Annotated in this window: 21 protein-coding genes; 15 read left to right on the top strand and 6 right to left on the bottom strand. The window is 65.4% G+C overall.

Annotated elements, in window-relative coordinates:
* Positions 1 to 65 precede the first annotated feature (65 nt).
* From T8K17_RS22155 to T8K17_RS22140, 4 genes are all read left to right on the top strand, one after another.
* Positions 66 to 941 carry an MBL fold metallo-hydrolase gene (locus tag T8K17_RS22155; protein ID WP_322331909.1) on the top strand — a complete coding sequence of 292 codons (876 nt, stop codon included), beginning with the start codon at positions 66 to 68 and terminating at the stop codon, positions 939 to 941.
* 183 nt (positions 942 to 1124) lie between these two features.
* Positions 1125 to 2282, top strand: a complete 1158-nt coding sequence (locus T8K17_RS22150; protein WP_322331908.1) for a hypothetical protein — start codon at positions 1125 to 1127, stop codon at positions 2280 to 2282.
* A 67-nt stretch (positions 2283 to 2349) separates the two neighbouring features.
* Entirely contained in the window at positions 2350 to 3693 is a 1344-nt protein-coding gene (locus T8K17_RS22145) for a glutamine synthetase family protein (protein ID WP_322331907.1), read from the top strand.
* A 326-nt stretch (positions 3694 to 4019) separates the two neighbouring features.
* Positions 4020 to 4658 (top strand): formyltransferase family protein, encoded by a 639-nt coding sequence (locus T8K17_RS22140; RefSeq protein ID WP_322331906.1) that lies wholly within the window; start codon positions 4020 to 4022, stop codon positions 4656 to 4658.
* Positions 4659 to 4742: 84 nt separating this feature from the next.
* Here the strand turns inward: T8K17_RS22140 and T8K17_RS22135 are convergent, their stop codons facing one another.
* On the bottom strand, positions 4743 to 4934 hold the full coding sequence (locus T8K17_RS22135; protein ID WP_322331905.1) for a hypothetical protein: 192 nt from the start codon (positions 4932 to 4934) through the stop codon (positions 4743 to 4745).
* 154 nt (positions 4935 to 5088) lie between these two features.
* Here T8K17_RS22135 and T8K17_RS22130 point away from each other — a divergent pair, with 154 nt between their 5' ends.
* Both T8K17_RS22130 and T8K17_RS22125 read left to right on the top strand, forming a co-directional pair.
* Positions 5089 to 6459: an aspartate aminotransferase family protein gene (locus T8K17_RS22130; protein WP_322331904.1), complete on the top strand. Its 1371-nt coding sequence runs from the start codon at positions 5089 to 5091 to the stop codon at positions 6457 to 6459.
* Positions 6460 to 6678: 219 nt separating this feature from the next.
* Positions 6679 to 6975, top strand: a complete 297-nt coding sequence (locus tag T8K17_RS22125; protein WP_322331903.1) for a hypothetical protein — start codon at positions 6679 to 6681, stop codon at positions 6973 to 6975.
* Between the two features lie 52 nt (positions 6976 to 7027).
* On the opposite strand, the gene T8K17_RS22120 is transcribed toward T8K17_RS22125, so the two are convergent.
* Both T8K17_RS22120 and T8K17_RS22115 read right to left on the bottom strand, forming a co-directional pair.
* On the bottom strand, positions 7028 to 7513 hold the full coding sequence (locus tag T8K17_RS22120; protein WP_322331902.1) for a response regulator: 486 nt from the start codon (positions 7511 to 7513) through the stop codon (positions 7028 to 7030).
* A 6-nt stretch (positions 7514 to 7519) separates the two neighbouring features.
* Positions 7520 to 9673 carry a response regulator gene (locus T8K17_RS22115; protein ID WP_322331901.1) on the bottom strand — a complete coding sequence of 718 codons (2154 nt, stop codon included), beginning with the start codon at positions 9671 to 9673 and terminating at the stop codon, positions 7520 to 7522.
* A gap of 202 nt (positions 9674 to 9875) precedes the next feature.
* On the opposite strand from T8K17_RS22115, the gene T8K17_RS22110 reads away from it, so the two are divergent.
* From T8K17_RS22110 to T8K17_RS22090, 5 genes are all read left to right on the top strand, one after another.
* A complete protein-coding gene (locus tag T8K17_RS22110; RefSeq protein ID WP_322331900.1) occupies positions 9876 to 10964 on the top strand; it encodes an ABC transporter substrate-binding protein in 1089 nt (362 codons plus the stop codon).
* Positions 10965 to 10993: 29 nt separating this feature from the next.
* A complete protein-coding gene (locus tag T8K17_RS22105) occupies positions 10994 to 11905 on the top strand; it encodes an ABC transporter permease (protein ID WP_322331899.1) in 912 nt (303 codons plus the stop codon).
* 2 nt (positions 11906 to 11907) lie between these two features.
* Positions 11908 to 12738 carry an ABC transporter permease gene (locus T8K17_RS22100; protein ID WP_322331898.1) on the top strand — a complete coding sequence of 277 codons (831 nt, stop codon included), beginning with the start codon at positions 11908 to 11910 and terminating at the stop codon, positions 12736 to 12738.
* Entirely contained in the window at positions 12735 to 13877 is a 1143-nt protein-coding gene (locus T8K17_RS22095) for an ABC transporter ATP-binding protein (protein ID WP_322331897.1), read from the top strand. Before T8K17_RS22100 ends, T8K17_RS22095 begins: the two co-directional genes overlap by 4 nt.
* Before the next feature lie 62 nt (positions 13878 to 13939).
* The gene (locus T8K17_RS22090; protein ID WP_322331896.1) at positions 13940 to 14830 is read left to right on the top strand and encodes an alpha/beta hydrolase; all 891 of its coding nucleotides are present in this window, start codon (positions 13940 to 13942) and stop codon (positions 14828 to 14830) included.
* A 144-nt stretch (positions 14831 to 14974) separates the two neighbouring features.
* Here T8K17_RS22090 and T8K17_RS22085 read toward each other — a convergent pair whose 3' ends face one another.
* Positions 14975 to 15448, bottom strand: a complete 474-nt coding sequence (locus T8K17_RS22085; RefSeq protein ID WP_322331895.1) for a GNAT family N-acetyltransferase — start codon at positions 15446 to 15448, stop codon at positions 14975 to 14977.
* 93 nt (positions 15449 to 15541) lie between these two features.
* On the opposite strand from T8K17_RS22085, the gene T8K17_RS22080 reads away from it, so the two are divergent.
* The 4 genes from T8K17_RS22080 to T8K17_RS22065 all read left to right on the top strand — a co-directional run bounded on the left by T8K17_RS22080 (position 15542) and on the right by T8K17_RS22065 (position 18317).
* Positions 15542 to 15721, top strand: a complete 180-nt coding sequence (locus T8K17_RS22080) for a hypothetical protein (protein ID WP_322331894.1) — start codon at positions 15542 to 15544, stop codon at positions 15719 to 15721.
* Position 15722: 1 nt separating this feature from the next.
* Entirely contained in the window at positions 15723 to 16604 is an 882-nt protein-coding gene (aguB, locus tag T8K17_RS22075; RefSeq protein ID WP_322331893.1) for an N-carbamoylputrescine amidase, read from the top strand.
* Between the two features lie 10 nt (positions 16605 to 16614).
* Positions 16615 to 17262, top strand: coding sequence for a glutathione S-transferase family protein (locus T8K17_RS22070; RefSeq protein WP_322331892.1), 648 nt, complete (start codon positions 16615 to 16617; stop codon positions 17260 to 17262).
* Between the two features lie 95 nt (positions 17263 to 17357).
* Positions 17358 to 18317 carry a phosphoribosylaminoimidazolesuccinocarboxamide synthase gene (locus T8K17_RS22065; RefSeq protein WP_322331891.1) on the top strand — a complete coding sequence of 320 codons (960 nt, stop codon included), beginning with the start codon at positions 17358 to 17360 and terminating at the stop codon, positions 18315 to 18317.
* Here T8K17_RS22065 and phnX read toward each other — a convergent pair.
* Together phnX and T8K17_RS22055 are read right to left on the bottom strand one after the other, a co-directional pair.
* Positions 18302 to 19093 (bottom strand): phosphonoacetaldehyde hydrolase, encoded by a 792-nt coding sequence (gene phnX / locus T8K17_RS22060; protein WP_322331890.1) that lies wholly within the window; start codon positions 19091 to 19093, stop codon positions 18302 to 18304. The two genes, T8K17_RS22065 and phnX, sit on opposite strands and share 16 nt — an antisense overlap.
* On the bottom strand, positions 19090 to 20220 hold the full coding sequence (locus T8K17_RS22055; protein WP_322331889.1) for a TIGR03364 family FAD-dependent oxidoreductase: 1131 nt from the start codon (positions 20218 to 20220) through the stop codon (positions 19090 to 19092). Before T8K17_RS22055 ends, phnX begins: the two co-directional genes overlap by 4 nt.
* Between the last annotated feature and the right edge of the window lie 40 nt (positions 20221 to 20260).

The following is a 20260-nucleotide window of genomic DNA, read 5'->3' as shown; positions in this document are numbered from 1 at the left end:
GATCTTGCGCCGTCCGGTCCGGCAGGCCGACACTGCCGGTCGCCAACCGATGCGGGAGACCCTCCATGACGCTCAGCTTTGCCGTCGGCGACCTCCGGGTCGACCGGATCCTCGAACAGGAAGTGCCCGGCTTCGATCCCTTCACCTTCCTGCCGACCCTGACGCCCGAGATCCTGGAGGCGAACCGGTCCTGGCTGGAGCCGCTGAGCCTCGATCCGGCCACCGGGCTGTTCATCTTCCCGATGCAGTCCTACGTGATCCGCACCGGCAAGCACACGATCCTGGTCGATACCTGCGTCGGTAACCACAAGGACCGGCCGACCCGGCCCAACTGGCACCAGAAGACCGACACCACCTATATGGACGCGCTCGCCAAGGCCGGGTTGAGCGTGGAGGACATCGACTACGTGATGTGCACCCACCTGCACCCGGACCATGTGGGCTGGAACACCAAGCTGCTGGATGGTCGATGGGTCCCGACCTTCCCGAATGCGAAGTACGTCTTCTCGGCCAAGGAACTGGCCCATTGGACGGCGCGCAATGCGGAGACCCCGATCCCCTATATGGTGGACAGCGTCCTGCCGGTGGTGGAAGCCGGGCAGGTGGTCGAGGTGCGCAGCGACCACGCCTTCGACGACTGCCTGCATCTGGAACCGGCGCCGGGCCACACGCCCGACCACTTCGCCGTGCACCTGAATTCCAACGGGTCGGAAGCGCTGCTGATCGGGGACATGATCCACTCGCCGCTGCAGTGCCGCTATCCGGACCTGGTCGCCGCACCGGACATCGACCGCGAGCAGGCCAAGGCCACCCGGGTGGCTGCGATGGACAAGTATTGCGAGACCGACACGCTGATCTGCACCGCGCATTTCCGCTCGCCCTCCATCGGCCATTTCGTGCGGCACGGGGACGCCTTCGACTTCCGGTATCGCGAAGACTGACGAAGGTACCGTTCGCTCCCCTAAGACTGCCGCCATTGTGAGGAAACTCGCATTTCAGAGGTGGGGTAGCCGCTACGATCATGGCGCTAACGCAGTGCTGGGGAGTGCGCGCTATGGAAGTTTTTCGCGGAAGGGGCCGGCCTGACGGCGGCCCCCGGTCGTCCGTCGCCAAGGGGGCTGGACATGACCGCCACGGCGGCTGACGGGGCAGCCCCGTCCGGACGCCCGCGCCATCTGGTCGGGGCCAGTCTGATTTCCGCCGCCGGGTCGCTGCCGACCCATCTTCTACCGGTCACGATCACCGCCGTGGTGGCGGGGACCTCGGTGTCGCCGGAGATGGCCGGGCTGATCGCGTCGGCCATGCTGATCGGCCAGCTTTTGTCCTCCCTCGGCCTCCCGCTGCTCAGCGTTGCCCTGATCCCGCGCCTGTGGGCGGCGGCGGTCTCGCTCGCCCTGCTGGCGGGCATGGTGCTGTCCGGCGCGGACGGCATCCTGCTTCTGCTGGCGGGCTGGTTCGCGGTCGGCCTGTGCTGCGGTGTGTTGCTGTTCCTGGGAACGGTTTCCGCGGCCCATTTCGCCCGGCCGTCCCTCGCGTTCACCCTCAGGCTGGGTGTCGTGCTCATGCTCTCGGGCGCCTGCACGGGGCTGATCCAGGTCACCGACGCGGCGGCGGATTACGGCACCTATCTGATGTGGTTCGGGATCTCCATCGCCGCCGTGCTGGCGGTCGGCAACCTGCTCTACGCCCCCATCCCGCCGGTCCCGCAGAAGCACGACGCGCCGGGAGGTGGCCGGTTCACCGGCAAGATGGCCGCCGGGCTGATCGCCGCCTATGTGCTGTTCGTTGGCCAGACCGGACTGGTCGCCTATGTGCTGTTCTCCGCCGGGGAGCGGGGGATGGACCTGCACTCGGCCGCCTGGGCCTTCGCGGCGGGCAAGGTCGGTTCCGGCATCTGGCTGGTCGCCGCCTCGCGGATCGCCAGGCCGGGCTCCTCCGCCCTGCGGATGGCTGTCCTGGGCGTGCTGGTCGCCGTCGGCGGCTACGGCATGTCGGTGGCCGGCACGATCGAGACCTTGTTCTGCTTCCTGATCTTGTTCCAGATCTCGTTCAATTCCCTGTCGGCGCAGGTCCAGGGCAGCATCGCGGCCACCGGTCCGCAGGTCACCGGCCGCTGGATCGCCGGCACGTTGCTGCTCGGAGCGGCGTCGGGGCCGCCGCTGCACGGATGGGCGATCGGCGCGGGGCTGGACGCGCAGTTCGTTCTGTTCGCCGTGATCAGCGCCCTGCTGCCGGCCCTGTGGATGACGGTCTGCCGCATCTCCGTCCGGCAGGAGCGCTGATGGGCCGAGATTGCCGCGGGTTGGACAGTGTTGTATTCACTGGGCTGTCCAATCCGCGAGGCTCCCCATGACCATCGATCTCGAATCCTGGATCCGCGAACACCGGATCACGGAGGTGGAGTGTCTGGTCTCCGATCTCTCCGGCATCGCCCGGGGTAAGATCCTGCCGGCTCAGAAGTTCCTGCGCGCGACCCGAGACCAGGGTCTGCGCCTGCCGGAATCGATCTTCGGCCAGACCGTGACGGGCGAATATATCGACGAGATCGACCTCGACCCGCGCGCCAGCGACGTCTTCCTGCGCCCGGTGGCCGAGACCATCCGCATGGTGCCCTGGTACGCCGAGCCGACCGCCCAGGTGATTCACGACGCCTTCTATTTCGACGGTACCCCGGTGGACATCGCCGCCCGCCACGTGTTGCGCCGGGTGCTGGACCTGTATGCCGAGAAGGGATGGACGCCGATCGTCGCGCCGGAGCTGGAATTCTTCCTGGTCAAGGTGAACGAGGATCCGGATTACCCGCTGGAGCCGCCGGTCGGCCGCTCGGGACGGCCGGAGACGGCGCGTCAGGCCTACGGGATCGACGCCGTGAACGAGTTCGACCCGCTGTTCGAGGACATCTACGACTACTGCGAGGCGCAGGAGATCGACGTCGACACGCTGATCCACGAGAGCGGGGCGGCGCAGATGGAGATCAACTTCAACCACGGCGAGGCGATGGCGCTCGCCGACCAGACCTTCCTGTTCAAACGCACGGTGCGTCAGGCGGCGCTGGACCATAAGATCTACGCCACCTTCATGGCCAAACCGATGCAGTACGAGCCGGGCAGCTCGATGCACATGCACATCTCGGTGGTGGACAGCGAGACCGGCCAGAACCTGTTCGCCGGCAAGGACGGGGAGAATTCCGACTTCTTCCTGAACTTCATCGGCGGGCTGCAGAAATACGTGCCGCCCTGCATGGCCCTGTTCGCGCCCTATGTGAACTCGTACAGACGGCTGGTGCCGGATTCCGATGCGCCGGTGAACGTCCATTGGGGCGTCGACAACCGCACGACCGGGTTCCGGGTGCCGGTTTCCCGCCCGGATAGCCGCCGGGTGGAGAACCGGGTGCCGGGCGCCGATGCGAATCCATACCTGGCCTTCGCCGCCTCTCTGGCCTGCGGCTATCTCGGCTTGGTCGAGGAGCTGGAGCCGTCGAAGCCGGTGGAGGGGAGCGCCTATAACCTGGCCGCCAACCTGCCGCGGCATCTGGAGGATGCGCTGCTGCGCCTGAACCGTTCCAAGCCGCTGCGCGATATCCTGGGTCAACGTTTCATCAACGTGCTGACCCAGGTGAAGGAGCAGGAATCGAAAGCCTATCTCCAGGTAATCAGCGCCTGGGAGCGGCAATACCTGCTGCTGAACGTCTAGGCTCGGGCTGGCGAAAACCGGGATGGTGCGCGCGGCGTAAGGGTGAGACAGATCGCTATCTGTGTCGTGTAGAGCTGGACCTTATTCGTTTCAGCGGATCACACGCCCGTGCAGCGGGCCTGATCATTTCGATGCATATTAAATGGTGTGTTTCTTGATTTGATAAAACGCTGGATTGCAATCCCCCACTTTTTTTGATTTTATTCCGTAGTATGGGGAGGCCTGATTTCCTCCACTTAATTGCAATGTGGAGAAGGGTAAGTTTTATCAGAGAAATTCAGGTCGCCCATCTCTCTTGTATTTTTCCTGCAGGGAGTCTTTTGAGGATGTTATTGAAGGAAAGGCGAAATGTTCGATCAGAATTCATCACATTGATTGCTGACCGTGCCAACCCGGTCTCTGAAGTGTTATTTCTAGGGTACGACAATACAAAAACGAAACTGATACCGGCTCTCTACGGGAATAAGTGTAGGGTTTGGCATTGTGATGGGCAAGTTGAGGATTTGAGTCAGTTCGATTTAGTGATCAGTTTTGGTTATAGGCATATTATTAGACCAAAAGTATTGGAAAAAACGACGGCGCCAATTCTTAACCTGCACATCTCCTATCTGCCTTGGAATCGCGGCGCGCATCCGAATTTCTGGGCTTTTTATGATGATACGCCAAGCGGGGTCTCGATTCATCTTGTCGACAAAGGAATCGATACCGGGCCTATCGTCTATCAGAAGGAGGTCGAGTTCACAAAATATGAAACGAGCTTTTCCAGCACCTATAAAAGACTAATTTGGAAAGTTGAGGATCTCTTTATTGATAATATTTCCGATATTATTGGGAAGCGGTTTAGCGCCACTCCTCAATCGGGTCCTGGAACATACAAGCGCCTCCGAGATCTCCCTGCCGGCTTTTCAGGTTGGAGCGCTGACATAGACCGGGAAATACGCCGACTTCGTTCGGGGGAAGTCTAATAGCGGTGCGGTCGGAAAAGAAAAAGGGCACAACCGGTTCATTCTAAACCGATCGTGCCCCAGAAAATCCGGAAAAAACCCTGATCAGGCCGCGTCGCGCGTATATTCCGCTTCGATCTCGGCGACCATTCGGGCGGTCTCCGCAGCGATCGAGCGCACCAGTGCGAGCGCCTGACCGTACATCAGAGCCTGGCCGGTCTCTTGCGCCGCCAATTGCAGGGTGTCGATCGCCTGCAAATTAGCCGCGTCCATGTCCCGGTCCCAATCTTCCGTCATTGCTGATCCCCCGCGCCCCGCGTGATGCCATGACCCGATACTGACCTGCGGACGTGAATAAACGGTTAAGCCGGGTCGGTTTTTCAGAAAGCTGCCGTTTGCGAGCGTCGGTCGCTATAGTTGCGCCACCTGACGCCAACCCGGATTGACCACGATGACCGCTGTCGCGCCTGCCATAGACACCGACCAGATCAAACGCCTCGACGCCGCCCATCACTGGCACCCGTTCACCGATACCAAGGCGCTGAACGCCGAGGGAACCCGGGTGATCGTGAAGGCCGAGGGCAGCCTGCTCTGGGATTCGAAGGGCAATGAGATTCTGGACGGCATGGCCGGCCTGTGGTGCGTCAACGTGGGCTACGGCCGGCAAGAGCTTGCCGACGCGGCGTCGCGGCAGATGATGGAACTGCCGTACTACAACACCTTCTTCAAGACCACGAACGTCCCGGCCACCGAGCTCGCCGCCAAGCTGGCGGAACTCACGCCCGACGGGCTGAACTACGCGTTCTTCGCGAATTCCGGCTCTGAGGCGAACGACACCATCGTGCGGATGGTGCGCCATTTCTGGCAGCTCCGGGGCAAGCCGAACAAGAAGACGATCATCAGCCGGGAATACGCCTATCACGGCTCCACCATGATCTCGACGAGCCTGGGCGGCATGACCGCGATGCACGCCCAGGTCGACATGCCGCTGCCCGGCTTCTCCCACATTCGGCCGCCGTATTTCGTGCGCGACGGCGGCAACATGACCGAAGAGGATTTCGGGGTCGCCGCGGCCCAGGCGTTGGAGGATCGGATCCAGGAACTCGGGGCCGACACGATCGCCGCCTTCATCGCGGAGCCGATCCAGGGGGCGGGCGGCGTCATCGTCCCGCCGGCGAGCTATTTCCCGGAAATTCAGCGGATCTGCCGCAACCACGACATCCTGTTCATCGTCGACGAGGTCATCACCGGCTTCGGGCGGACGGGTAACTGGTTCGCCAGCGAGACCTTCGACCTCAAGCCGGACATGATGACCCTGGCGAAGGGGCTGTCCTCCGGCTACGCGCCGATCTCCGCCGTCATGGTCGGCGACCGGGTGGCCCAGACCCTGATCGAGGACGGCGGCGAGTTCTATCACGGCTTCACCTATTCCGGTCATCCGGTGGCCTGCGCGGTGGCGTTGGAGAACCTGCGGATCATCGAACGCGAAGGGCTGGTCGAGCGGGCGCGCAGCGAGATCGGCCCGTACCTGCAGGACGGGCTGCGGTCGCTTGCCGATCACCCGCTGGTCGGCGAGGTCCGCGGCGTCGGCATGATCGGGGCGCTGGAGCTGGTGAAGGACAAGGACGGGCCTATCCTGTTCGACAATATCGGCCGGGTCGGCACCATCTGCCGCGACCATTGCTTCAACAATAACCTGGTGATGCGCGCGGTGCGCGACGCGATGGTCTGTTCGCCGCCGCTGGTGATCACCCGGCCCGAGGTCGACAGGCTGGTCTCGACCCTCAAGATCTGCCTAGACAGGACTCTCGCCGATATCTGAATGCGGGCGATCAAAAGTTGAATAGAATGCAGTTAAAACTGGGTTGATTAACGCTTCCTTAACCCTCATCATAAGAGCGGGAGAGGGAGTACGTTCATCATGATTCTATCAACATTCGAGCCGGCGGTTCCGTTAGGGGCCGCAGGGCTGGGCAAGGCCCCGGGGGTTCCCCTCGGGCTACGCGGCTCCACGTCCATGAGTAGCGGTCTGCGGTCCGGTGTGGCCCTGATCGACGCCGCCGGCCAGTCGCTTGAAGATCTGCACGATGTGCGTAAAGCGCTGGCCGAGGCGGAGCGGGAAGCTGCCCGCACCGAGGCGCGCCGGCAGTTCGCGGACGAGGTTCGGGCACGCACCGCGCCAACCGCTCCGGAAAGCGATGCCGGTGTTTCCGCGCCCGCTGAACGGCCTTCGGCGCCGAGCGATGGCGGCTCTCAGCAGGCGGTCGCGGCGGCGCAGATCGCGGCGATCCGGGGAGAGCCGGCGGGACGCGGATCCTTCGTCAACCTCGCGGTGTAACGTCGCGCGGCCCCGCGCCTACGTGGGGCCGATACGCAGAGCCGACCTGCCGTCACTCCGGAAGGTCGTGCCTGTTCTTCTCTGCCTTTTCCAGGAAATTGAGCAGTCTGACCCGCTGGGTCTCCAGCTGGATGCGGTCGATCGGAATTTTCCCCATCCAGAGCCGGATCCGGTCCACGACTTTGTCCAGACCCTCGTCCTTGAGGACATAGTCGTCTGCGCCCGCCCGAAAGCTGGCGATCAGGCTCTCTGGCTTGCGCCCGCTGGTGGCGACGATGATCGGCGTGGTCCGGGATATCTTGCTGCGGACCTCGGCAATGAAGCGGTTGCCGCCGTCCAGATGGAACACACCCGGCTGGGTAAACACCCCGAGATCGACCACACAGAGGTCCACCTCCATGCGCCGCATCTGCGCAAGGGCTTCTGAAAGGTCGGTGAAGTTCAGTACTGTCCCGAGCACGCCGTCCACCGCCGCCCGGAACAGCATGGTCTGAATCATGTCGTCTTCGAGCAGCAGGATCCATCGTTCGGTAGACATAAGAACTCAGGTGGGACGTGGCGGTGTCGACAGGAGTGTCGCGATCTTCAGGACAGCCTCTTCGGCGTCCGCGGCGATCGTGCGGGCATTCTCCTCTACGAAGCGTCCGCCGCTACGGATTGCCTCCTGATACTCGCGGCTGCGGGCGCTGAGCCGCAGGAAGCCGATGTTGCCGGCAATGGAGACGAGCTTGTGCAGGGCCTGGCGCTTGTCGTCCTGGGACGACGTGGGCGACACGATGGTGTTTCCAAGTGCCGTGATTTCCGTGGATGCCTGCTCCAACACCATCTTCAGGGTTTCCGCCGGAATCAACCTTGTCAGGGCCTCGTAGCGTTCCTGGCTGAAGGCTGGCTCGCCGCCGCCGGCCGGATCGGCGGGAGCAACGGGCGGGCGATCTTCCGGGGCAGCGCGCAAGACGCCGACCTGCGCCAGCGCATCGTACAGCGCCTTCTTGTCGACCGGCTTCGCCAGATACCCGTTCATCCCGGCGTCCAGACAGGCGCTCATGTCGTCACGCGACACATAGGCGGTGAGCGCGATGATCGGAACCGCCCGGATCGACATCTCCGTCTCGAGGCCGCGGATGGCCCGGGTGGCCGCCAGCCCGTCGAGGACCGGCATTTCGATATCCATGAGCACGGCGTCGAAATCGCCGGATCGGACGGCCTCCACCGCTTCTTCCCCGTTCGAGGCGGCGGCCGTGCTGCAGCCGATCTGCTCCAGGAGAGCGCGGGCGATGTCGGTGTTGATCTCGATATCATCGACCACCAGCACCCGCGGCGTCTTTGCCGCCGTGGTCGGGGCGTAGTCGAGGGGCGTGTCGGCCGGGAGCGCTGCCGGTTCCACCGAGCCGAGGGTTCTGGTCGGAAAGTCGAGGGTCACGGTGGTACCGGTGCCCGGCGTCGAGGCGATGTCGATGCTTCCCTGCAGTGCCTCGACGCTGGAGCGCACGATGGCCAGGCCAAGTCCGGCGCCGGGGTTGGACGGGGTGCCGAGGCGCTGGAACGGTTCGAAGATCAGCTTCAGGTGCTGCTCGTCCATGCCGACGCCGGAGTCGGCGATCATGACCCTGAGCCTCTCGCCCTGCTCGCCGTCGGTGATCGAGACGGCGAGCGTGACATGGCCGGCCTCGGTGAATGCCACCGCGTTGGACAGGATGTTCGTCAGGCAGCGGCGGAGGCGCGGCCCGTCGGTTTCGACCATGACGCTCGGTACCCCGCCATCCGCGATCTTCAGGTCGATCCCCTTGATGTCGGACTCGATCCGGAAATCTGCCATGGCCTCGTCGATGAGCCGGGGCAGGGACGTCGGCTCCAAGACCACCGTCTCCGCCGCGCCCTGGGACCGGGAGACATGGAGGATATCGTCGATGATCCGCAGCAGGGTCCGGGCGGCGGCGGTGACCCGGTCAATCTGTTCCTTCTGCTCCCGGTCCCGGGGCTGGTGCGCCATGAGCTGGGCGTAGCCGAGGATGGCATTCAGCGGCGTTCTCACCTCGTGGCTCATCATGGCGATGAAGCGGTTGCCCACCGCCAGCGCGTCGCGGGCGGCGGTCTCGCTTTCCCGCAGCGAGGCGACGATCTCGCGGCGGCGGATTTCCACCGAAATGAGAAGGCCGAAGATGCCGACACCGGCCACGTTGGCGGCGACCAGGATCGGTCCGACGGTGGTGAAGATCCGCCAGGCCAGCGTTTTGTCGGGGAGGAGGAAGATGGTCGGCAGGCAGACGATGGAGGCGATCGTGGCGTAGGCCAGCAGCAGGGGCAGGGAGTGCCGGATCGACCAGCGCTGCATGATCGCCCAGCCCACCACGCTGCACAGGGCGTATACGACCATGGCGATGACGCCCGTCGGGGCGCCGATCCCGCCGATCCAGGCGCGCAGGATCATCGGGGGGATCGCGGCGACGAGGGCCGCGACCGGCCCGCCGAGGAGCCCCGACAGCAGCACCGGACTGGCGCGCGTGTCGAAGATCACGCCCGGCGCGAACTGGATCGGGATCAGCATCACCAAGGCCGAGGCGGCGCCGAGGGCGAGGCCGAGAATCGTCGATCGCGCGAGCGGATTGATGCCGTCGTTGAGGCCCGGTGTCGCCGTATAGGCCAGGGCGGCAAGGGCCAGCAGGCCGATATTATTGATCAGCGGAAGCGCTATTTCCATGCAAGCAGATCCCGACCCTACCCAGTGTGACGCCAAATATGGCGACGATTGGTAAATAGAAACTGAAAATCGAGCTCGTCGCGTATTCCCGCAATCAGAGAGTCGCCCGTTGACCGGCATTGACACTCTGTCGCGGGCACCGTTGAATCCGATCTAACGTTGTGCACCGCAAAAGGTGCCATAGCCAGAACAGGGGGCATTGATGACCAAGCGCAACCTCACCCAGCGGATCGCGTCCGGCGTCTCGCGCCGCTCGTTTCTTGCCGGAACCGGGGCCGTGGCCGCCGGCCTCACCTTCTCCGGCAAAGGCTTCGCTGCGGAGGAGAAGGTCCTCAACTTCTACAACTGGGACACTTATATCGGCGAGACGACGCTGGACGATTTCAGCGAGGTCACCGGCATCGACGTGACCATGGACCTGTTCGCCGACAACGACGAGCTGTTCGCCAAGCTGAAGGCCGGCAACCCGGGCTACGACGTCATCGTGCCGACCAACGACTATGTCGAGCGCATGATCTCGGCCGACATGCTGGTCAAGCTCGACCACTCGAAGATCCCGAACATCAAGAATATCGACCCGGCGTTCCTGAACCCCGCCTTCGATCCGGGACGGACCTATTCGCTGCCCTACATGTGGGGTTCCATCGGCATCGGCTATCGCAAGAGCCGGGTGAACAGCACCCCGGACAGCTGGAAGGTCCTCTACGACAGCGACGAGTATGCCGGCAAGATCGCCCTGCTGGCGGCGCCGAGCACCGTGCTGCAGGTCGGCTGCAAGTATCTCGGCTATCCGCTGAACGAGAAGGATCCGGCGGTCCTGGAGAAGGTCGCCGACATGCTCATCAAGCAGAAGCCGAACATCAAGGTCTTCGCCGAGGACAACGGTCAGGACCTGCTGCTCTCCGGTGAGGTCGACCTGACCATGGAGTGGAACGGCGACATCCTGCAGGTGATGGCCGAGGACGACGACATCTCCTATGTCGTGCCGAAGGAGGGCGGACTGCTGTGGGAGGATACGCTGTGCATCCCCACCGGCGCCCCGCATCCGGAAAACGCTCACGCTTTCATCAACTTCCTGCTCGACGCCCAGGCCGGGGCGGCGATCGCCGACTTCATCCAGTACGCCACGCCGAACGCGGCCGCCAAGGCGCTGATGTCGGACGAGTACAAGAACAACCCGGCGATCTTCCCGTCCGACGAGGTCATCCGCAATTCGGAGACCGCGATCTATCAGGGCACCGACTACACCCAGCTGGTCGACCGTCTGTGGACCAAGATCGGCGCGGCCTGAGGCGCCCTTAGGCAAGCGCGGGGGACGCGGTGGAGAACTGGCGGCGAGGCCGATCCGCATTCTGGCTGATCGGCCTCGGGCCGACCTTCTGGCTCGTCTTCTTCTTCCTCATCCCCCTGGCGATCGTCTGGCTCTACAGCTTCGCGGAGCTGCGCGGGCTGGTCGACATGGAGGTGACGGGCACCCTCGACAACTACGCCCGCGCCCTCGATCCGCTCTATCTCGAAGTCTTCGGCAAGTCGGTGGTCTTCGCCGGGCTGACGACGGTGGTCTCGCTGATCGTCGGCTTTCCGGTGGCGCTGGCCATCGTCTTCGCCCCGCCGCGCTGGCGGCCGGTGCTGCTGCTGTTGGTCATCCTGCCGTTCTGGACCAACCTGCTGATCCGCACCTACGCCCTGATCGCGGTGCTGCGGGTGAGGGGGTTCGCCAACTTCACCCTGGAATGGTTCTGGGACCAGTCGAACACCCTGCTGTCGCTTTTGGGGCTCGGCTCCTACCAGCTCCTGGGCGAGCGGTTCGAGCCCCTGGAGTTGCTGTATAACAACACCGCCGTCATCATTGGGCTGGTCTATGTCCACCTCCCGTTCATGGTGCTGCCGCTCTACGCGGCTCTGGAGAAGCTCGACCGCTCGCTGATCGAGGCGGCGCTGGATCTCGGTGCCTCCCAGTGGCGGGCCTTCCTGACCGTGGTGGTGCCGCTGTCCATGCCCGGCATCGTGTCCGGCGCGATCCTGGTGTTCATCCCGGCCCTGGGCTCGTTCCTGACCCCGGACCTGCTGGGCGGCACCGACAGTCAGATGATCGCCAACGTGATCGAGCGGCAGTTCAAGAGCGCCAATGACTGGCCCTTCGGCGCGGCCCTGTCGTTCCTGCTGATGTACCTGACCTTCGCCGCCTTGGCCCTGCGGGCGCTGATCGGCCGCGGCCGGGGAGGGTTCTAGCCGTGGCGCGCACCCCGATCGGCCCGCTCGAATACACGCGGCGCACCTGGATGCGGCTGACCCTACTGGCGACCTTCGTGTTCCTCTATGCGCCGATCGTCACCCTGGTGGCATTCAGCTTCAACGACAGCCGGCGCAACATCGTCTGGCGCGGCTTCACCCTGAAATACTACGAGCAGGCGCTCGGCAATTCGGAGCTGATCGAGGCGTTCGTCAATTCGCTGACCATCGCCCTGATCTCCACCGTCATCTCGACGATTCTCGGTGCGTTGACGGCGCTGCTGCTGTGGCGGTTCCGCTTCCCGTTCAAGGCCGGCTACGAAGGGGCGATGGCCTTGCCCATCGTGATCCCGGAGATCTGCATGGGCGTAGCGATGTTGGCCTTCTTCGCCAAGGTCGGCTGGCCGAGCGGACTGCCCTGGCCGCTCTCCCTGTCGGCGATCATCATCGCCCACGTCTCCTTCAGCTTCCCCTTCGTCGCCGTGGTGGTCCGCGCCCGGCTGTCGGGCTTCAATCAGGAATTGGCAGAGGCGGCACAGGACCTGGGGGCCAGCGAGTGGCGGGTGTTCTGGGACGTGATGGTGCCGTTCATGCGCCCAGGGCTGGTCGCCGGCGCGCTGCTGGCCTTCACCCTGTCATTGGACGATTTCGTCATCACCTTCTTCACCTCCGGTCCGGACACGGTGACCTTCCCGGTCAAGGTCTACTCCATGGTCCGGTTCTCGGTGACGCCGGAGGTCAACGCCGCCTCCACCGTTCTGATCGTGCTGACCGTGGTGCTGACCGGCGTCGCCCTGTGGATGCAGTTCCGCCAGGAGAAGGAAAAGTCATGAGCATCAGCGGAGCCGCGCCCGCCGTCTCCCCAGCCTCGGGCAACGACGCCCCGATCATCGAGATTTCCAGCCTGTCGAAGCGGTTCGGCAAGTTCTCGGCGGTCGAGGACGTCAACCTGAGCATCGGCCGGGGCGAGTTCTTCGCGCTGCTCGGCCCGTCCGGTTGCGGCAAGACCACGCTGCTGCGGATGCTGGCCGGCCTCGAGCTGCCCAGCGAAGGAACGATCAAGATCGACGGGCAGGACATGTCCCTGGTCCCGGCCAATAAGCGGCCGGTGAACATGGTGTTCCAGTCCTATGCCGTGTTCCCGCATATGTCGGTGCTGGACAATGTCGGGTACGGCTTGCGGATCGACGGGGTGCCGCGCGAGGAAATCAAGCGTCGGGCCGAGGAGGCGCTGGCCCTGGTGAAGCTCGACGGCTTCGCCTCTCGCCGCCCGGATCAGCTGTCGGGCGGTCAGCGCCAGCGGGTGGCGCTGGCCCGGGCGCTGGTCAAACGGCCCAAGGTGCTGCTGCTGGACGAGCCGCTCTCGGCGCTGGATGCCAAGCTGCGCGAGGCCATGCGTCTGGAGATGGTGAACCTGCAGGAAACCGTGGGGATCACCTTCATCATCGTCACCCATGACCAGTCGGAGGCGCTGTCCATGGCGTCTCGGATCGCCGTCATGGACCAGGGGGCGGTGCAGCAGGTTGCCCCGCCTGCGGAGCTCTACGAATTCCCCTCCAGCCGCTTCGTCGCCGATTTCATAGGCTCGGTGAACATGATCGAGGGCCGGGTCGAGCAGGCGTCGAGCGGCCGGGTACGGCTAGTGTGCCCGGGGGTTACCACGCCGATCGAGATGGAACACGACACCGCGCCGCCCGTCGGCAGCACCGCCTGGGTGGCACTGCGGCCGGAAAAGATCGACATCACCAAGGAGCCCACCGGCGAGGCCGACGCCAATACCGTCTCTGGAATGGTCGAAGAAATTACCTATCTGGGCGAAACATCGGTCTATCATGTCCGGATTTCCCCGGACCTGCCGCTCATGAAGGTCTCGAGCGCCAATCTGGACCGGGTAACGCGACGCGCCTTTACCTGGGAGGATCCGGTGTATCTCTCCTGGACGGCAACATGTGGAGTGGTTCTGGAAAGGTGAGCATACCGGATACGATCGAAGAGGCGGGCGGCGAGACCAGATGGCTGGATAGACCCGACGGAATGCACCTCAGATACGCCCTGTTCGGCCCCGCGGGGCCGTTCGGCTGGTGCGTGTTTCTGCCCGGCTACACCGAATTCATCGAGAAGCACCTGGAGACCGTCAGGGACCTGCGCGCGCGCGGGTTCGGCGTGCTGTGTCTGGACTGGCGCGGCCAGGGCCTGTCGGCGCGTTACCTGCCGGACCGCTCCAAAGGACACGTGGACAGCTTCGATACCCATCTGGCCGATCTGGACGCGGTGATCGCCGATGCCGGGCTCGATGACGCCGGGCCGCTGACGGTCGTCGGCCATTCCATGGGCGGGCATTTGGCGATCTGGTTCTGCCGACGCCATCCGGAGCGGGTGAAGCGGGGGGTGGCGATCGCGCCGATGATCGGGGTGGCCTCGCTCCGCCCCACCATCGGCGGTCTGCTGTCGGTGTTCTGTGCCGTCGGCATGTCTGGCCGCTATGTTTTCGGCGGCAGCCCCTATGGCCCGCGCCGGCGGCAGTTCGAGGGCAATAAGCTCACCACCGATTCGGTCCGCTTCGACCGGACTCACCGTTTGATCGAGCAAAACCCTGAACTGGCGGTCGCCGATCCGACCTTCGGCTGGGCCCGGGCTGCCTGGCGGTCGATCCAGCTCACCCACCGGCCCGGCTGGTTCGAAGCGATCCGCGCGCCGATCCTCGTCGTCCTGGCCGGTCGTGACCGGATCGTGGACAACGCGGCCACCAAGCGGGCGATCCAGCGGTTGCCGCACGGGATGGGGGTCCGCATCCCCGACGCCGAGCACGAGATCCTGGGCGAGATCGACCCGATCCGCGATCAGCTCTGGGAGGCGTTCGACCGGTTTTGCGGCTTGAAGGTCGCGCCGGCGGCGCCGGAGCGCGCGAAAGAGGCGGCCGTTTAGCGCCGTCCAACCCTCCGACCTCGCCCTGAGCGGCCCCGGCTCTTGGCCGGGGCGTGTCGAAGGACCTGAACTCTCCCCCCACCCTTCGACACGCCCCGGCCAAGAGCCGGGGCCGCTCAGGGCGAGGCGATTTGGTGGTGGGGCTCAAGGCCTCCAGATGTACTGGATGTCGATCGGGTCGCGCTCGGTCTCCACGAAGCCGAGGCGCTGGTAGAACCGGTTGGCCGGGCTGCCGTTCAGCACGGTCAGCCGCACCGGCTTGCCGAGCGCGCGGGCCTCGTCCATCAGCACCGCCATGATCCGGCTGCCGAGCCCGCTGCCGTGGCAGTCGGGTGTCAGGTACAGGTGCTCGATCTCCACATGCGCGCCATGATCGGTGAAGGTCACGCACCCGGCGAAGCGGCCGTCCAGGTCTATGAGCCGGGTGCGCTCTGGGCTGAACTTGGCCACGAACTTGTCGCGCGCACGCTCCGGCGTGTAGCGGCCCAGTCGCTCCAACTCGCCGCGCATCACCGCCACCTTCAGGTCGACCAGACGGTCGATATCCTGAGCGGCGGCGGGACTAAAAGTGATCGGCGGCAGGTCAGCGGGTTTGGACCGTACGGTTTCGGCTGTCATGGGACCAATAATGTTCAGGGGTTCGGCTTGGCGGGTTGCACTGCAACAGCTTACCATGCGGGCCGGTACTGTCATCGTCCCAGGGAGGGTCGCTTGCTGCTTATCGAGAAGATCATGGCGGCCTTCGCCAGCCTGATAGCCATCAACCTGATGAAGCTCGACAGCGAGGATGTGGTCCGTGCGCGCCGCGAGTATCTGGGCCAGAAGCAGGTCGTGAACGGCCCGGTGCCGCGCGGCGGCGACCGCCAGGTCGTCGTGCGGTTCGGACGCTGAGATGACCCGCAAAGTCACCGTCGCCGCCACTCAGATGTCCTGCGGCGCCGACGCCGCCAGCAATCTCGACCGGGCCGAGGCCCTGGTGCGCCGCGCCGCCGGCGCGGGGGCGCAGGTCATCCTGCTGCAGGAACTGTTCGAGACCCCGTATTTCTGCAAGGACCAGGACGCGGCCTATTTCGGGCTCGCGCGGCCGGTGGAGGGCAACCCGGTCATCGCCCGCTTCGCCGACCTCGCCCGCGAGCTGTCGGTGGTGCTGCCCTTCAGCTTCTTCGAGGCGGCCCACAACGCCCATTTCAACAGCCTGGTGATGATCGACGCCGACGGCTCGGTCCTCGACCTGTACCGCAAGGCGCATATCCCGGACGGGCCGGGCTATCAGGAGAAGTTCTACTTCACCCCCGGCGATACCGGATTCCGGGTCTGGGACACCGCCTATGGCCGTCTCGGCTGCGCGATCTGCTGGGACCAGTGGTTCCCGGAATCCGCCCGGTCCATGGCGCTCCAGGGAGCCGAACTTCTGTTCTATCCGACCGCCATCGGCAGCGAGCCGCCGCCGGCCCCGCCGATCGACAGCTCGGCCCATTGGCGGCGGGTGATGCAGGGCCATGCCGGCGCCAACCTGACGCCGCTGATCGCCAGCAACCGGGTCGGCCGCGAGATCGGGCTGACCTCCGAGATCACCTTCTACGGCACCTCCTTCATCGCCGATGAGACCGGGGCGGTGGTGGCCGATGCGGAACGGGCCGACGACGCGGTGATCACCGCCAGCTTCGATCTGGACGCGGTGCGGGCGCGGCGTCTCGGCTGGGGCGTGTTCCGCGACCGCCGGCCGGAGCTCTACGGCGCCATTGCCACGGTGGACGGCAGCCGCCGGCGCTGACGAGGCTCTCATGGGCATCACGATCACCGCCTTCCACCGCTCTCCGGACCAGGGACGGGGGCTCGCCCGGGACATGCAGGTCCGCTGGGCGCTGGAGGAGCTGGAGCTGCCCTATGACGTGCGCTACGTCCCGATACCCGACCTGAAGCAGCCCGACCATCTGGCGCTGCAGCCGTTCGGCCAGATCCCTGTCTTCGAGGAGGACGGTCTCGTCCTGTTCGAATCCGGCGCCATCGTGCTCCACCTGGCCGAGCGGCATCCGGGGCTCCTGCCGGAGGATCCGCACGCCCGGGCGCGGGCGAAGATGTGGGCGGTCGCCGCGCTCAGCACGGTGGAGCCGCCGATCATCGAGCTGCAGAACGCCACCCTGCTGGAACGCGGGAGAAGCTGGCAGCAGGAGCGCCTGCCCCTGGTGAAGGAGCAGGTGCGAGCCCGGCTGATGCCCCTGGCGGCCCGCCTTGCCGACAGAAAGTGGCTGGAGCCCGGGTTCAGCGCCGGCGACCTGCTGTTGGTCTCCGTGCTGCGCCGCCTGGGCTGCACGGATTTGCTCGACGGTATGCCTGCCTTGGCGGCTTATATCGCCCGCGGCGAAGCCCGCCCGGCCTTCCAGCGCGCCTTCGCCGATCAATTGGCGGCCTACCGGGAGCATTGTGAGTAATCGGCCGCCGAATTGTGCGCGGCGGCGCGACATCCGCCTCAGACTGTGTTAGCCGGTCTGGCAAACACGTGCGTTCACCCCTGGGACCTCCGTCGATGACCCTTCCCGATCGCGTGCTCGACCACGCCCGCATTCCCGAGCTCAGCAATCCGTATTTCGGCAAGGTCCGCGACTGCTACGACCTGCCGGACGGACGGCGCATCCTGATCGCCTCGGACCGGATCTCCGCGTTCGACCGGATCCTGGCCTCGATCCCGTTCAAGGGTCAGGTGCTGACCCAGATGGCCCGGTACTGGTTCGAGCACACCGCCGACATCTGCCGCAACCATGTGCTCGACTATCCCGATCCCAATGTGGTGGTCGCCAAGCGGCTCACCATCCTGCCGGTCGAGATCGTCGTGCGCGGGTATCTGGCGGGGACGACCAGCACCTCGGTCCTGACCCGCTACAAGAAGGGCGAGCGGGTGATCTACGGCCACAGCTTCCCCGAGGGGCTGCGCGACAACGCCAGGCTGCCGGCACCGATCATCACGCCGACCACCAAGGCCTTCGACGGCGGCCATGACGCGCCGCTGACAGCCGAGGAGATCCTGTCCCAGGGCCTTCTCACGCAAGCCCAGTGGGAGAGCGTGTCGTCCATCGCCCTGGCGCTGTTCGCGCGCGGGCAGGAAATGGCCGCCGAGCGCGGACTTATCCTGGCGGACACCAAGTACGAGTTCGGCACCGACGTGGACGGCACGATCGTGCTGGCGGACGAGATCCACACGCCGGACAGCTCCCGCTTCTGGCTGGCCGACGGGTACGAGAGGGCCTTTGCGGAAGGCAGCCGCCCGCCGTCCTTCGACAAGGACGTCATCCGTTCCTGGGTCGATGCCCGCTGCGATCCCTATAACGACGACATTCCGGAGATCCCGAAGGAACTGATCGACCGGACGGCCGCCGTCTATGTGGAGGCGTTCGAGGCGATCACCGGCCAGCGTTTCGTGCCGGACGTCTCCGGCGCCACCCCGCTGGACCGCATCCGGGCGAACCTCGCGGGCTATTTCTCGGCCTGACCTTCCAGCCGCTCGATCAGGGCGGGGAGGTCGGCGATGGTGTCAATGACGTGGTCCGCGTCCGCGGCCTTCAGGGTTTCGGCTGCCTTGGCGCGCAGCGGGGCGATCTCCGCCTCCGTCATGGCGGCCAACTCTTCCGGCGTCTTGCCCACCGCGTTGCCGGACAGGGTCACGCCAACGGTCACGCAACCGGCGGCCACCCCCTCGGCGATGCCGGGCTCGGTGTCGTCCACCTTGATCACCGCGCTCGGCGGGTAGACCACCAGGTCGACGAAGCATTTGTACATCATCAGCGGCCCCGGCCGGCCCTCCGGCAGGTCGTCGGCGCAGACCAGGTTGTCGGGCGCATAGCCCTGCTCGGCGGCGAGCGGCAGGACCCGCTCCATGATCGAGCGCGTGTAGCCGGTGGTGGAGCCGATTTTCATGCCCCGCCCGCGCAGCCAGGCGACCACGTCCTTCGTACCGGGCACCAGGGTGGCGTAGTCGGCCACGACCTCCTCGTTCATCGGCACGAAGACCTCGTAGACCTTGTCTACATCGCTCTTCTGGGGCGCGGCGCCATATCTGGCGGTCCACTGCTCGGCCACCGAGGGCAGCTTCATCATGGCGTCGATATGGTGCCATTTCGGCGCGCCCATCGGGCCGCGCGCCTCTTCGATGCTGGTCTCGATGCCGAAGCGCTTGAACGCCTCCACGAACACGCCCATCGGCGCGAAGGAGCCGAAATCGATGGTCGTGCCGGCCCAGTCGAAGACCACCGCCTTGAACTTGGTCATGCCGAATCGCTCCCGAACAGGTCGTTGATGGTTTCCTCGCCGATGCCGAAGGCGGTCGACGCGCCGCAACCGGCCGTGACCACGACCACGCGGGTGGCGTCGTCCGGCGCGTCGGTGAAGCGCCAACGGTCGCCGGCACTGGCATAGGTGCCGATCCAGGTCTCGCTCACCCGCCGCGCACCCAGGTCGAGCACGGTGTCTAGCTCGTCCAGAACCAGCGCGTTGAGATCGTCCGAGACGAACGGGTCGAGGGTCTCGCCGTATTCGTGGGTGTCGCCGACGACGAGGGAGCCGTCGGCCGACTGCACGACGATCAGGTGGATGCCGTGCTGCCGCTTCGCCGCCTGCTCGCGGTCCAGCTTGGCCTTCAGCGGGGCGGCGGCGGGCAGGTCGGCATAGCCGCGGTAGCGGGCCAAACCGTGGTCTGACATCACCGCGGAGCCCAGGGTCACCGGCCGCTCCGGCACTACCCGCATCATCTGCAGCTTGCAGCGGGTCGGGGCGTAGGCGGCGATGCGGTCGGCGAACAGGCCCTGGTAGTTGTCGCCAGGGCAGACGATCACGGTCTCGGCCTCCACCCGGCCTCGGCTGGTTTGCAGCACCGGCGTGTCCACCGCATGCACCAGGGTCGACCAGCGGAACTCAACCCCATGCAGCTTTTCCAGCCAGCGGGCGAGGGCGGCGATGGCCGTGCGGGATTCCACCCGCAGCTCATGCGGCGAGTAAAGGGCAGCGGTGACCCCGTCGGGGCGCAGGGACGGGCAGCGGGCGCGCGCTTCCTCGCCGGTCAGGCGGCGGCACTCTTCCGCCATCTCGGTGTCGAGGAAGGCGTCGATCACCGCCTCCGCCTCGGCAGACCGGGCGGTGACGATCAGGCCCTCATGCAGCACCGGGATCTTCGCGGCGGCGGCGACCTCGGCCCAGACGTCGCGGGAGCGCCGGGCGAGGGTCCAGCAGTCGCCCGCCTCCTGGCCGGAGACGGTGACGAAGCCGAAATTGCGGATGGAGGCGCCGGTGGCGAAGGCGTCGCGTTCGATCACCACCACGCGCTTGCCCCGCCGGGCGGCGGCGAGCGCATGGGCGAGGCCGAGAATGCCGGCACCCACGATGGCGATGTCATAGCTCATAGGCGGCCCCCGCAGTCGCGTAAGCCGGGCATGTAATCGC

Origin of the sequence: Thalassobaculum sp. OXR-137 (assembly GCF_034377285.1) — a bacterium.
Classification (GTDB): Bacteria; Pseudomonadota; Alphaproteobacteria; order Thalassobaculales; family Thalassobaculaceae; genus Thalassobaculum.
Note: the sequence above shows the minus strand (reverse complement) of the source record. Positions and strands in the feature narration are given on the sequence as shown.

Coding starts and splice junctions, on each gene's coding strand:
- phnX (WP_322331890.1), bottom strand. CDS start 19,093: ATGACCAAGTTCAAGGCGGTGGTCTTCGACTGGGCCGGCACGACCATC.
- T8K17_RS22135 (WP_322331905.1), bottom strand. CDS start 4,934: ATGACGGAAGATTGGGACCGGGACATGGACGCGGCTAATTTGCAGGCG.
- T8K17_RS22145 (WP_322331907.1), top strand. CDS start 2,350: ATGACCATCGATCTCGAATCCTGGATCCGCGAACACCGGATCACGGAG.
- T8K17_RS22095 (WP_322331897.1), top strand. CDS start 12,735: ATGAGCATCAGCGGAGCCGCGCCCGCCGTCTCCCCAGCCTCGGGCAAC.
- T8K17_RS22120 (WP_322331902.1), bottom strand. CDS start 7,513: ATGTCTACCGAACGATGGATCCTGCTGCTCGAAGACGACATGATTCAG.
- T8K17_RS22130 (WP_322331904.1), top strand. CDS start 5,089: ATGACCGCTGTCGCGCCTGCCATAGACACCGACCAGATCAAACGCCTC.
- T8K17_RS22110 (WP_322331900.1), top strand. CDS start 9,876: ATGACCAAGCGCAACCTCACCCAGCGGATCGCGTCCGGCGTCTCGCGC.
- T8K17_RS22065 (WP_322331891.1), top strand. CDS start 17,358: ATGACCCTTCCCGATCGCGTGCTCGACCACGCCCGCATTCCCGAGCTC.
- T8K17_RS22090 (WP_322331896.1), top strand. CDS start 13,940: ATGCACCTCAGATACGCCCTGTTCGGCCCCGCGGGGCCGTTCGGCTGG.
- T8K17_RS22115 (WP_322331901.1), bottom strand. CDS start 9,673: ATGGAAATAGCGCTTCCGCTGATCAATAATATCGGCCTGCTGGCCCTT.
- aguB (WP_322331893.1), top strand. CDS start 15,723: ATGACCCGCAAAGTCACCGTCGCCGCCACTCAGATGTCCTGCGGCGCC.
- T8K17_RS22085 (WP_322331895.1), bottom strand. CDS start 15,448: ATGACAGCCGAAACCGTACGGTCCAAACCCGCTGACCTGCCGCCGATC.
- T8K17_RS22140 (WP_322331906.1), top strand. CDS start 4,020: ATGTTATTGAAGGAAAGGCGAAATGTTCGATCAGAATTCATCACATTG.
- T8K17_RS22155 (WP_322331909.1), top strand. CDS start 66: ATGACGCTCAGCTTTGCCGTCGGCGACCTCCGGGTCGACCGGATCCTC.
- T8K17_RS22070 (WP_322331892.1), top strand. CDS start 16,615: ATGGGCATCACGATCACCGCCTTCCACCGCTCTCCGGACCAGGGACGG.
- T8K17_RS22055 (WP_322331889.1), bottom strand. CDS start 20,220: ATGAGCTATGACATCGCCATCGTGGGTGCCGGCATTCTCGGCCTCGCC.
- T8K17_RS22150 (WP_322331908.1), top strand. CDS start 1,125: ATGACCGCCACGGCGGCTGACGGGGCAGCCCCGTCCGGACGCCCGCGC.